Raw genomic sequence first — 13,218 nt, forward strand, 5'->3', positions numbered from 1 at the left:
TTTTTTCCTTTTACACTCATTTTTTTTTTATTCCAAAAGGACAATCTTATAATTATCCGGCACTTTGTCAATATCTAGTGTTTTAAAGAGCAATTAGCGGTAATTGGATTCATTTTTTCCGGAATCAATATTTATAGAATAAAGAAAGAAAAGGCTCAGGAAAATGAATGTAATGAGATTTTGATTTGAAACTATAAAGACACTACTTGTTTGGATAATTCTACTTTGAATTCCAATCAAAAAATGGGTTTTGAAAGTTGTAAACCCTATTTTTACTTACCTGAAAAAGTACCCATCTACTCCTTCGTTTTATATAATTTGAAGTGAGGGTAGGAGTTTTTGGATAAATTTATAAACCCAAATATGAAAATTAATTTGTTTGAAAACTTTCCCGTTCATTCCAAGGAGGATTGGATAAATCAGGTCATCCTTGATCTCAAAGGAAAGGATTTTGAAAAAACCTTGACATCTTTTACAGAGGATGGGATTAAAATCAATCCGGTCTACACGAAAGAAGATAATGACAATTTAGAAGACCTTTTTTTTTACCGGAATAGGGTCAATGTGGAACCTCAAATTCCAGGTTTGCCACCTAGGATTTGGGCCAATGTTTCCTCATTTGATGGGGCCAACGAAATCCTGACAAATCAAGAAATCCTTGACTCCCTTCTTAATGGTGCAGATGCCCTGATGCTGGAGCTTTCCGGTAACGAAAACTTTGATGTATTGCTTCAGGGAGTCTTACCCCAATATGTTCAGATTTTTTTGTCACCAAAAGAGGATCCTGCTAAAGTTTTTAAGCAGTTCATTGAATGGATAAGCCGGAATCATTGGCAAAAAGAATCCATCAAAGGGGGGATTTTATGGGATGGCTTTGGATCCGCCCTGACCAATAAGACCCAAAAAAAGACTCTTGTAGAAACGGCCAAAACGCTCCTTCAATTGGGAGATGATATGGAAGGATTTAAGATTTTTTGTATTGATGCTGCGATTTATCACAATTCAGGAGCAAGCCCTGTACAGGAATTAGCTTTTGGCTTGGCGTCTTGGGTGGATTTGATTGATGCCATGGTTGGAGAAGGGTTTTATCCCTTTGAGATCATTCAGAAGTCAATGTTTAAGCTTGCAGTAGGTTCAGATTATTTCCTTGAAACGGCCAAATTGAAAGCGGCCAGAATATTGATGCACAGATTGATACAACTTTATCAGGTAGATATTCCGGCCGAGGATATTTTTCTTTTTGTGGAGACAAGTTTTTGGTCTAAGACAATGAAAGACGCAGATACCAATATGTTGAGAAATACTACAGAGGCAATGGCAGGGATTCTTGGAGGTGCAAATGCACTTTATGTGCTTCCCCATGATGTTGTATCCGGAAATCCTGGTTCGTCATCAAAAAGAATGGCTAGAAACGTATCAAATATTTTGAAAGAAGAAAGCTATTTAGATAAGGTTGTAGACCCGACGGCTGGATCTTATTTTATCGAAAGTATAATTTACTCGATTTTTCAAAACGTGAAAGAGGCCATACAACAGATAGAAGAAAAGGGAGGGTGGTGGACTTGTTATGATTCAGGATTTGTTCAAAATGAAGTCAAAGCCCGACGAAATGATAAAATGAGGAAAGTGCTCGAAAAGGAAAAAACCAAAATTGGAATCAATAAATATATCAATCCCAAAGATGTCTTCTCCTCAGTTGTTTTTGTTTTTGAAGAGCAGGAATGGGCTTTATTGCCTTGTTTTGAAAGTATGTTGGTCGAAAAATTCCAAATGACAAATCCATGAGACCGGACCTAAGCCAATTAAATCTTAATCCTGTTTTAGGAAAGGGGCCGGTTACTTCTACACATGTTTGGGAAACTGCCGAGAAAATCAGTGTTCCAAGTGTGGTTTCTGAAATAGAAATGAAGAAATTCACCCATACCGAATATGTAGCGGGATTACCTCCTTATTTACGAGGTCCTTACAGTACCATGTATGTGATGCGTCCTTGGACCATCAGACAATACGCCGGGTTTTCGACAGCTGAGGAGTCCAATGCCTTTTATCGCCGAAACCTTGCCGGAGGGCAAAAAGGACTTTCCGTTGCATTTGATTTGGCTACACATAGAGGTTATGATTCGGACCATCCAAGAGTTGTTGGTGATGTCGGCAAAGCAGGAGTAGCTATTGATTCTGTTTTGGATATGAAGATACTTTTTGACGGGATTCCATTGGATGAAATGTCCGTGTCAATGACCATGAATGGGGCAGTAATCCCCATTCTTGCATTTTATATCATCGCAGCGGAAGAGCAAGGTGTCAGTCCCGAGCAACTCAGCGGTACCATTCAAAATGATATTTTGAAAGAATTTATGGTGAGGAATACCTATATCTATCCTCCATTGCCATCGATGCGGATCATTGCCGATATTTTTGAATATACTTCCAAGCACATGCCGAAGTTCAATTCCATCTCGATCTCAGGCTACCACATGCAGGAAGCAGGCGCTACGGCGGAGTTGGAGTTGGCTTATACCTTGGCAGATGGATGGGAATACCTGAGAACAGGAGTCGCCACCGGTCTTGATATCGATGACTTTGCTCCTAGGTTATCTTTTTTCTGGGCTATTGGGATGAACCATTTCATGGAAATTGCTAAAATGCGGGCTGCACGATTGCTTTGGTCAAAAATCGTCAATCAATTTAATCCCAAAGATCCCAAATCACTTGCCTTGAGGACCCATTGTCAGACATCAGGTTGGTCGCTCACTGCGCAGGATGTTTTCAATAATGTAACAAGGACAACGGTCGAGGCATTGGCAGCTGCACTTGGACATACCCAATCCCTTCACACCAATTCTTTTGATGAAGCGATTGCATTGCCCACGGATTTTTCGGCAAGGATAGCGAGGAACACACAGCTTTACCTTCAGGAAGAAACCGGAATTACCAAAGTGGTCGATCCATGGGCAGGCTCCCATTATGTGGAGTATCTGACAGACCAATTGGTTGAAAAGGCTTGGGGCCTGATCATGGAAGTGGAGCAAGTTGGAGGAATGGCCAAGGCAATCGAAGCAGGAATACCTAAAATGCGCATTGAAGAAGCTGCAGCAAGAAAGCAGGCTAGGATTGACAGCGGCAAAGATGTGATCGTGGGTGTCAACAGGTACCAAAATGAGGACAAAGCGGAATTTGAAATCAGAGAAGTTGACAACGATGCAGTCAGACTTTCTCAAATCGAAAGATTAAATAAATTGAAAAAAGAGCGGAATAGTGAAGAGGTCGAAATGACGTTAGCTGCTATCACTCAATGTGCCAAAACCGGAGAAGGCAACTTGCTGGCTATGGCTGTGGAGGCAGCAAGAAAAAGAGCTACTTTAGGAGAAATATCAGATGCTATGGAAAAGGAATTTGGCCGACATAAAGCCACGGTAAAATCCATCTCTGGAGTTTATTCGGCAGAAGCAAAGGATGATTCAAGCTTCAAAGAAGCAAAGGAATTGGCTGATAAATTTGCGGAAATGGAAGGACGGAGGCCTAGAATCATGGTGGCGAAAATGGGGCAGGACGGACATGACAGAGGAGCCAAAATCATTGCTACAGGATTTGCAGATTTGGGTTTTGATGTGGATATCGGGCCGTTGTTTCAGACACCTGAAGAAGTCGCCATGCAGGCCGCAGAAAATGATGTCCATATTGTGGGTGCTTCATCCTTGGCGGCTGGACATAAGACTTTGGTCCCGGCATTAATTAATGAATTGAAAAGATTGGGTAGGGGAGATATCATGGTCATTGCAGGCGGGGTCATACCCCCAAATGATTATGAATTTCTGCAAAACGCCGGAGTTGCTGCAGTTTTTGGACCCGGGACAGTGTTGTCCAAGGCAGCAATTGAAATATTAAAGAAGCTTATGGAAGCGTAAATACCCTACACTAGTGGGAGTCATAAATTCATCCTCAAAATAAATATAACCTGAATAATAATCAGTCTATATTTTTTTGAAAGCAGATTTTGCAAAGGATTTTATTGGGATATTTTATCGTAATTTAGAGTTTATTTGAAATTCGATACTATGGTTTTTTGTGCAGACTTGAGCTTTAAACTTCCCTGGGAAAACCCAGTCTTGATTTTTTCGAGCATCCTTTTTATCATTTTATTTGCTCCTATTTTATTGAATAAAATAAAAATACCCCAACTGATAGGTTTGATCTTGGCAGGTGCGGCTATCGGGCCAAATGGGATAAACCTTTTGGAGCGGGATAGCAGTGTTGTTCTATTTGGGACTGTAGGATTGCTGTATATCATGTTTTTGGCCGGACTTGAAATTGATCTTGGTGACTTTAAGAAAAATAGCAGCAAAAGCATGGTGTTTGGTATGTATACCTTTTTGATTCCCATGGCATTAGGAACCTTGGCGGGGATTTATGTGCTTAATTTCAGTATTCCGACTTCCGTTCTTTTGGCAAGTATGTTTGCTTCCCATACCCTGATCGCCTATCCGATCATCAGTAAGATGGGCGTGATCAAAAACAAAGCAGTGAGCGTCGCTGTGGGAGGAACTTTGATCACTGATACGCTTGCTTTATTGGTCCTAGCCGTTGTCGTAGGAATGTCCACGGGTGAAGTGACCGGAGGCTTTTGGTTGAAACTGGGTGTATCAATTCTGGTTTTTGCAGGGATTATCATTTTCCTGTTTCCAATACTTGGAAGGTGGTTTTTCAAGAGGAATGATGACAATATTTCCCAGTATATTTTTGTTTTGGCCTTGGTTTTCCTTGGAGCTTTTTTGGCTGAAGCTGCAGGTATTGAAGCCATCATCGGAGCATTTCTTGTGGGATTGGCCTTGAACAGGCTTGTTCCCCATACCTCACCATTGATGAATCGGATCGAGTTTGTAGGCAATGCATTGTTTATACCATTTTTCCTTATTGGTGTCGGAATGTTAATAAATTTTAGGGTTTTTTACATGGACAAAGAAACCATATTTGTTGCCATAGTGATGACTGTTATCGCTACCCTGTCCAAGTTTTTAGCAGCTTATTTCACTCAAAAAACATTCAATTTTTCACGGGCTCAGAGAGATGTTATTTTTGGATTGAGCAATGCCCAAGCAGCCGCGACATTGGCTGCGGTTTTGGTAGGTTACAAAGTTATTGTAGGAGAAACGGAATCAGGTGAACCTATCAGGTTGCTGGGCGACAGTATTTTGAACGGAACAATTTTGATGATTTTGGTGACTTGTACCATAGCATCTCTTGTGGCACAAAAAGGTGCTGCCCAACTTGCATTGGAAGAGGATGCAACTGAAAGTGACGCTGACAGTGAGAAAGAAGTTGAAGAAAGGATTTTGATCCCCGTCAATTATCCTGAAAATATCGAGGAGCTGATTCATCTTGGCGTAACCATCAAATCCAAAGCTTCAAAGAATTCCCTCTATGCTTTGAATATTGTTCCTTCTGATTCCTCAGACGAAAGCAAAGAGAAATTTGCAAAAAAGCTTTTGGAAAAAGCAAGCATCAGTGCAGCCGCTACTGATAACAAATTGACCGAATTGATCAGGTATGATTCTAATCTGGTCAACGGAATCACCAATGTGGTTAAAGAAAACAAAGTCACAGACATTATTTTGGGGCTTCACAAACAACATGGAATCTCTGATTCATTTTTAGGAAAACTTACAGAAGGGATTTTGAGCAAAAGCAACATCACGGCTTTTATTTACCAAAGTCATCAACCGCTAAATACTGTAAGCAGGTACATTATAGTAGTACCTGAAAATGCTGAAAAGGAAATGGGATTTGTTTTCTGGCTATTGAGAGTCTGGAATATAGGAAGAAATACCGGCTGTAAGTTGGTGTTTTATGGCGCCAAAGAAACGCTTAAATACATTGCAGAAGTACAGAAAAAATACAGCATCGAAACTGGGTTTGTTGAATTTTCAGATTGGGAAGATTTTTTGATTATCTCAAGGGATTTGAAGGAAAATGATGCACTGATGGTGGTGTTGAGCAGAAAAAGTGGCGTGTCGTTTGATCCTGTGATGAATAAGATCCCTAAATTTTTGAACAAATATTTCAATAAGAACAATTACATCCTCATTTATCCCATGCAGTTTGACCTCGAAGAAGGTGGACGGCACAATTATATCGGAACTTCCATTATCAATCCGTTACTTTCCGGGATTCAGGATTTTGAGGGATTCTCAAATACTGTTTCTAAAATTTTCAGGAAAAAATAAAACCCCGTTTTTGGCCGGGGTTTTTAATCAATTGTCTTCTCCTCTTAACTTGACTACAGCTCCTTCAAGCATGGGGCTTATCCTGACCTGACACGCAAGTCTGCTGGTTGGATAGTATTCGGGAAGATTTTCTAATTGGTCAAGCTCCGCATCCGAAGCATGACCAAGTTCATCCTTCCCTTCTAAAATCTCTACATGGCAGGTAGCACAAAGTGCCATGCCACCACAAGTGGCCAAGACAGGATATTCACAGGCTTTTAATATTTCCATTAAGTTCAACCCCATATCAATGGGAGCTTCCACAGGTTGACGGTTGCCGTCGTGATCTTCTACAGTAAATGTAACCATGTTCCAAAAGTAAGATTAAAATGAATTGACACCATTGACGGTAGTATATTTAAAGCTTAATTTTTGGTCAGGGTATACAAATTTGAATGCCGAATGCATCATGATGGCCGCCTCATGGAATCCACAAAGTATCAGCTTCAATTTTCCGGGGTAAGTGTTGATATCACCGATGGCATAGATTCTTTCCACACCGGTAGAATAATCCCGCGTATCGACTTCGATGGCATTTTTATCAATGTTTAGTCCCCAATCCGCTATAGGGCCGAGTTTTGGACTCAATCCGAATAGGGGAATCAAGTAATCAGTATCGACCGAAATCTCTTCTTTGCTTTTTCCTTCCAAGACCACTTTTTTCAGTGTTCCGTTTCCGCCAAGTTCCTTCAGATTGGCAGAAAGAATCAAATCAATTTTTCCCTGATTGGCAAGGTCGTATACTTTGGCAGCAGAGTCGGGCGCGCCTCTAAATGTTTCATTTCTGTGTACCAAAGTGACCCTTTCCGCCACATTGGAAAGGTATATCGCCCAATCAAGCGCGGAATCACCACCACCTGCTAGCATCACTTTTTTATCTCTGAAGTGCTCAGGATTCTTGACCATATAAGTCACTCCTTTACCTTCAAATTTCTCAAGATTTTCGAGAACAGGTTTTCTTGGTTCAAATACTCCCAAACCTCCTGCGATGATGATTACCTGTGCATGCACTTGGGTTTTATCATTGGTCGTGACAATGAATGAGCCGTCGGCTTGCTTTGCCAAATGATCCACCCTTTCTCCCAAAGTAAAAGTCGGTTTGAAAGGCTTGATCTGTTCCATCAGATTATCCACCAAATCCTGTGCTTTGATTTCAGGATATCCCGGTATATCATAGATGGGCTTTTGGGGGTAAATTTCTGAAAGCTGTCCGCCTACCTGAGGAAGGTAATCGATCAGATGACAACGCATCTTAAGTAAGCCTGCTTCAAATACTGCGAATAACCCAACAGGTCCGGCTCCGATGATACAAAGGTCAGTAGTAATCATGATGTTTGCTTTTTATTTTTTTAAACCAACAAGCAGTCTTATTGTTCGTGCAAATATAATTAGTATAACAAGTATATTTTAATCCTTGTCATTTATTCTATTCGAGATTGTTATAAATGGTATTTAGAATCCTTTTGAATTCATCAAAATCAGTTTCCCCAAGGTTTTCCCAAGCCTTTTCTCTGATTGAGGCAATCTTTGGTTTCAGTTCTTCCACTTTAGAAATACCTTCAGGAGTCAATATCAAATGAAAACTTCTCCTGTCCAAAGGATGGGGGACACGCTCTACATATCCTTTTTTGGTGAGTATATCAATAATCCTAGTTAGTGTAGGTTGGTCTTTGAATACCATCTGTGCCAATTCTGTCTGGCTTAGCAGTTCATTTTCAGAAAGGTTTTTCATGATCAGCCATTGATCCACGGTAATGTCAAAGTCCTCCAATTTGAATTTCCTTTGGGCATACTGCTTCACTCTTTTGGCTGTTCTGTCTAGCAGGAATGAGTACTTACTGAATTGTTCTTGTGTCATACCAATTATTAGCATGACAAATATAGGAATAAGAAAACATTTAAAAATATAAACCTATAAAAATTATAGGGATAATAGATTTTTTGAATAGGTCTAATTTGATGCCAACCCCTCTTTTCTATAGACAAGATTGCCGTCTTTATCCCATTCAGCTCTGATGTAAGGGGTAAAATTTTTGGTGAAGGGATGTTCTTGGTATTGGATTTCCCTCTTTCTGACTGTTTTTCCTTTGGTATTCCAATATTCTGTCCAAAGTCCCACTTTTTCGCCAAAGTGGTATTCGCCGACTACGCCGACCTGTCCATCCTCATGGAAGTGGAAAAAATTTCCTTCCATCAAATCATATTCTATTGGAATCAGCTTTTCAATTTTCTTTTGTTCTCTATTGTAATAGGTGACTTTGGAGTCTTTTGGCCAACCTTCTGAGTAATGCAATTTGTCCTGAAGCACTGTCTTGGTATCAAAGGTAAGCCAGGTCCCATGTTTAGTGCCAAAAAAGAAATACCCTTTTTCGACTAAAACTTCTCCTATTTCCCTTTCATAAGGGCCATGGAGAAGATACCCTCTAGCCGGATCAAAATCTTTGCTACGGATGACTTTGTCCCTGCTGTCAATCCAATAAATGTCTCGGATATAAGGGTCAGCAGGCCTGTTTTGGGTAGTATAGTTATAAATCTGATATTGGGTCTGATCTCTGATGTTTTGTTTGACGTATCCTTTTTTGGTTTTTTCTCCGAAATAAATATTCTTTTTAACTTTTTTCTTATCAGCTTTCTTTTTTTCGGTTTTTGTGTTGTCATCAAATAGAAGCAAAGGGGCTGCTGTGGGAAGAAACCTGTCTGAAACGATGCCTGAGGAATCTGGGTCAACCGTTTCAGTTTTTTTATCCTTTTGTCCAAACACCGAGTTGGAAAAAAGAATGAATGTAAAAATAAATAAATGCCTTGTTTTCATGTATTTGTTTAACGATTTGTCGGGTGACATTATTTTATTGTAAAAATATAGATTCCTCACCAAATCAGCTCTTAAGTTTAGAATTAATCATTGTAATCTGTATTTTTGGCGGAATTTAAAACAACAACCAAGAAAATGAATTCTATATTATCCGATCGCATCATTCAGATGGAGGAGTCGGCCACACTGGCCATGGCAAAGAAAGCCCGGGAACTCAAAGCCCAGGGTAAAGATATCATCAGTCTGAGTTTAGGCGAGCCTGATTTCAAAACACCAAAACACATTCAGGAAGCTGCAAAAGCTGCCATCGATGAAGGCAAATATTTTGCGTATTCCCCGGTGGCAGGATATCAGGACCTAAGAGAAGCGATTGCTAAAAAACTCAGAGATGAGAATCAGATATCCCAGGCAAAAGCGGAAAACATAGTAGTATCTACGGGTGCAAAGCATTCTATAGCCAATGTCTTTATGTGTATCATCAATGAAGGTGATGAGGTGGTCATTTTCTCTCCCTATTGGGTGAGTTATGCTGAGATCATCAAATTGGCCGGAGGTGTTCCGGTGTTAATCGAAGGTAATCTTGAAAATAATTTTAAAGCAACTGCAGGACAGCTTGAAGCAGCTTTGACCGATAGGACTAAAGCAGTGATCTATTCCTCTCCATGCAATCCTACGGGATCTGTATTCAGCAAAGAGGAGTTGGAAGCCATTGCTGAAGTCGTCAAAAAGAAAGAAAATCTTTTTGTCATTGCAGATGAAATATATGAATTGATCAATTTCAAGGGGAAAAATACAAGCATCTCCTCCTTCCCGGGAATGTTTGATAGAACGATCACGGTCAATGGTTTTTCAAAAGGATACGCCATGACAGGATGGAGAGTAGGGTATATCTGTGCCCCTTTGTTTATCGCCAAAGCTTGTGAGAAAATGCAGGGACAGTTTACTTCAGGTGGTACGGGCATCGCCCAAAGAGCCGCATTGGCTGCCATTTCCGGTGACCAGTTACCTTCTAAAGAAATGGAGAAAGCCTACCTTAGAAGAAGAGATTTGGTTTTGGGTTTGATTACAGAAATTCCGGGAATCAAAACCCATATCCCAGAGGGGGCATTCTATTTCTTTCCGGATATTTCTGATTTCTTCGGAAAATCCGCCGATGGGCACAGCATCAAAACGGCAGATGATTTCTGCCTTTATATTCTTGAAAAAGCAAATGTTTCATTGGTAACAGGAGAAGCATTTGGTGCACCAAATTGTATCCGCTTGTCTTATGCTGCTTCTGATGAGGAGCTTGTGGAAGCATTGAAAAGGATGAAAGAAGCCTTGGCTTTGTTAAAATAATATATGAGTATCCTCAATGTTGCACGTTGGGCTGTAGGAGGTTGTGTCGAATACGGATACTGGTTCACATAGGACAGTCCACTGGGTGTTTAATGGCTCCTCCCACAAATTATTGTTTGGCTACGTGCAAGAAAGCGTATACGTATAAATTAATAAACGTCAAATAGTTTCAAGCAACCCTGAGGTCAAAACCTCAGGGTTTTTTTATGCATTTTAATCTGATAACTTTGTGTTTTTAACCCAATCACATTTCTATGTCTGAAGCTTTAGTCATCACACCCGTCAAAAATTCCCTTGATAGTACTTTGGAATGCGCTCAGGCAATCGCAGATTCAGACTATTCTGTAAAGCATATCATTTTCAACGATTTCAGTTCAGAAGAAACCAAGCAGCGCTTAGAAGAAGAAAAAGACAAGATAGGGTATCAATTGATCCACTTGGAAGACATTACCGACACACCTTCCCCGAATTATAAGCTTGTACTTCAAATGGCACAAAAGGAAGCCGTTAGTTTGGGCTTGCCTTTGATTGTCGTCGAATCCGATGTGATTATCAAGAAAAATACAATCAGTGAGATGATTGAATTTTTGCGGAAAAACTCCAAATCAGGTTTGATAGGAGCTATAACTGTAGGAGAAGACGGACAAGTCAATTTTCCTTACCTCAAATTCAAATCTTCAAAAGAAGCTGTAATCAAAACGCAGAGAAGTCTGAGTTTTTGTTGCACTCTGTTTTCCCCATCATTTTTGGAGAAATATGATTTTATGGAACTTGATGATTCCAAAGATTGGTATGATACTTTTATGTCAAAAAAAACAATAGAACTGGATTATGACAATTATGTACTGATGAAAACGGCTGTTCTTCACAGGCCCCATGGAAGCCGTCCTTGGAAGTTGTTGAAATACAGCAATCCTTTTAAGTATTATTTTTTAAAATTCTGGAAAGGACGAGATAAAATATAGTTTTTGATTTCCTCTCAGACAGTATTTGCACTTTTGGAATTCTTTTTTTGGTTTTCATTGAATTTATTTTTCTGATCCGTTATGTAATGGTTTTTTTTTCGAATAATAGTCAAAACACATGTAGTTCAAGTTAGGCGCTTGTGTTGAAAGTTACCTGTTCTACGTATTATATTATTCCTCTATTGGCCTCAAATATTGTGATATGCTTATCTTTGAATTTAAATAATATGAAAATTTCAAGAAAAATTTTACTTTACAATTTTTCAATTTGTGCTGATAAAAATTCATGGGTATGGTAATCTAAATTTTTTAACAAGAAACTAAAGGGAGGGAACTAATACTTACTAATTATTTAATAAATTGAAATTCAACTAATTAGATTCATTTTTTTGGGAAAAAAATGGAAACCATACACCTGTAAAATAAAAATAAATATTTTTATTTTATCGATTGCTAAATAGTTTTAACAGCCTTATAACCTTGATTTTAAGCTTTTAATAAAAATGATTTATAATTTTTTGGCTAATTAATCAAAAAATACCGTGAAAAGGGTGTTGTAATATTCAACAAAAGTTTTTTATATTTGTCTCGGGTGATTAAGCAACTTTTTCTGCTAAAGACTTTTGAAATAAAACTGAATGGAGATTATCTAGATAATAACTTTTCCTGATCTCCATTTGACATTATAAAATCCGCAAGTATTGCGGATTTTTTTATTTGTAGACCTGATATTGCTTATTTTTGGATATGGTTAATCTACGTAGCTATTGTTTCAGGCTTTTTGGTTTAAGATTTTTAATTGGCATTTCAGTGACCTTAGGTTTCATTTTTCTTTTACCCTCTAATATTCTAGCCCAAGAAGATACCTCTTATTATGTTTCCTATAAGAAGATGTTGACCACAAGACTATATACTTCGCGAAAATATACCTCCTTGATGATAACAGAAATAAATGAAAGTGCAAGAATTGTACTTGAACCCAATTCGACACTTAATCTCGGGGTGGGTGCTACCTACAATGACTTCACATTGAATCTCGCTTATGGGTTTGATTTTATGAATAGAAACCGAAACCAGGTAGAAACAAGTTACCTAGATCTGCAGGCACATGCTTATCCGAAGAATTGGGTTATTGATTTGTTTGGTCAATTCTATCAAGGTTTTTTTCTCCGCAGTTATACAGGCCCAATGGCTAATATTCCTTCAGAGTTGGCGTTTCCTGAGATGCGTGTGCGAAAATTTGGAGCCAATGTCCAATACCTTTTTAATGGAGACAAACTTTCGCTCAAGGCAGCTTTCCTTCAAAGTGCTTGGCAAAAGAAATCTGCAGGAAGTGTTGTGGCAGGAGTAGAGTTTTATGTTGGTAATGCCAGGGATGATCAAAACATCCTTGCTGATTTTATCCCTGCCCCTTTACAATTTAACAGGATGGATTTTTTTGAATTTGGACCTAACTTAGGTTATGTTCACACATTAGTTTTTGCCAAACATTTCTTCATTACAGGAATGGTTTCAGGAAATATCGGCTTAGGGAATACCACAATTTCTTCTGACACCAATAAAGAAGGAGGATGGGGGTTCAACACCAATTATTTCTTAAGGGGATTTGTAGGATATAACGGACCTGTTTGGTCTATCAATGCCAACTATGTACACAATAACGTACGGATAGAGGAAGCGAGGAGTTTGGTTACTGATTTTCGAACAGGCAATTATAGGATCAACCTTATATATCGATTTGACGTTGGTCCCAAACTTAGGAAATATCTCGATTATGTGGATATCAATAAATATCTTCCAAAGAAGAAGTCTGAGGACTAAATAAAATCAGGCATTCCAGACA

Annotated in this window: 10 protein-coding genes; 6 read left to right on the plus strand and 4 right to left on the minus strand. The window is 39.0% G+C overall.

The annotated features are described in order from the left end of the window. Positions 1 to 363 precede the first annotated feature (363 nt). From MMU07_RS04165 to MMU07_RS04175, 3 genes are all read left to right on the plus strand, one after another. Positions 364 to 1,785 carry a methylmalonyl-CoA mutase family protein gene (locus tag MMU07_RS04165; protein WP_241124580.1) on the plus strand — a complete coding sequence of 474 codons (1,422 nt, stop codon included), beginning with the start codon at positions 364 to 366 and terminating at the stop codon, positions 1,783 to 1,785. Then, on the plus strand, positions 1,782 to 3,905 hold the full coding sequence (scpA, locus tag MMU07_RS04170; protein ID WP_241124581.1) for a methylmalonyl-CoA mutase: 2,124 nt from the start codon (positions 1,782 to 1,784) through the stop codon (positions 3,903 to 3,905). The genes MMU07_RS04165 and scpA overlap by 4 nt, the downstream gene beginning before the upstream one ends. A 150-nt stretch (positions 3,906 to 4,055) precedes the next feature. Beyond that, a complete protein-coding gene (locus MMU07_RS04175) occupies positions 4,056 to 6,221 on the plus strand; it encodes a cation:proton antiporter domain-containing protein (RefSeq protein WP_241124624.1) in 2,166 nt (721 codons plus the stop codon). A gap of 27 nt (positions 6,222 to 6,248) precedes the next feature. Here MMU07_RS04175 and MMU07_RS04180 read toward each other — a convergent pair whose 3' ends face one another. The 4 genes from MMU07_RS04180 to MMU07_RS04195 form a co-directional block, all read right to left on the minus strand. Continuing rightward, entirely contained in the window at positions 6,249 to 6,569 is a 321-nt protein-coding gene (locus MMU07_RS04180; RefSeq protein ID WP_241124582.1) for a 2Fe-2S iron-sulfur cluster-binding protein, read from the minus strand. A 15-nt stretch (positions 6,570 to 6,584) separates the two neighbouring features. Beyond that, positions 6,585 to 7,589: an NAD(P)/FAD-dependent oxidoreductase gene (locus tag MMU07_RS04185; RefSeq protein WP_241124583.1), complete on the minus strand. Its 1,005-nt coding sequence runs from the start codon at positions 7,587 to 7,589 to the stop codon at positions 6,585 to 6,587. Between the two features lie 97 nt (positions 7,590 to 7,686). Continuing rightward, positions 7,687 to 8,118 (minus strand): MarR family winged helix-turn-helix transcriptional regulator, encoded by a 432-nt coding sequence (locus MMU07_RS04190; protein ID WP_241124584.1) that lies wholly within the window; start codon positions 8,116 to 8,118, stop codon positions 7,687 to 7,689. 93 nt (positions 8,119 to 8,211) lie between these two features. Further along, a complete protein-coding gene (locus MMU07_RS04195; protein WP_241124585.1) occupies positions 8,212 to 9,072 on the minus strand; it encodes a toxin-antitoxin system YwqK family antitoxin in 861 nt (286 codons plus the stop codon). A 135-nt stretch (positions 9,073 to 9,207) separates the two neighbouring features. On the opposite strand from MMU07_RS04195, the gene MMU07_RS04200 reads away from it, so the two are divergent. From MMU07_RS04200 to MMU07_RS04210, 3 genes are all read left to right on the plus strand, one after another. Beyond that, complete coding sequence (locus MMU07_RS04200) at positions 9,208 to 10,410, plus strand: pyridoxal phosphate-dependent aminotransferase (RefSeq protein ID WP_241124586.1); 1,203 nt, start codon at positions 9,208 to 9,210, stop codon at positions 10,408 to 10,410. Between the two features lie 254 nt (positions 10,411 to 10,664). Next, positions 10,665 to 11,375: a glycosyltransferase gene (locus MMU07_RS04205; RefSeq protein ID WP_241124587.1), complete on the plus strand. Its 711-nt coding sequence runs from the start codon at positions 10,665 to 10,667 to the stop codon at positions 11,373 to 11,375. 747 nt (positions 11,376 to 12,122) lie between these two features. Beyond that, positions 12,123 to 13,196 carry a DUF4421 domain-containing protein gene (locus MMU07_RS04210; RefSeq protein WP_241124588.1) on the plus strand — a complete coding sequence of 358 codons (1,074 nt, stop codon included), beginning with the start codon at positions 12,123 to 12,125 and terminating at the stop codon, positions 13,194 to 13,196. The last annotated feature ends 22 nt before the right edge of the window (positions 13,197 to 13,218 follow it).

This window comes from Cognataquiflexum nitidum (assembly GCF_022538055.1).
In the GTDB taxonomy this organism is placed as follows: Bacteria; Bacteroidota; Bacteroidia; order Cytophagales; family Cyclobacteriaceae; genus Cognataquiflexum; species Cognataquiflexum nitidum.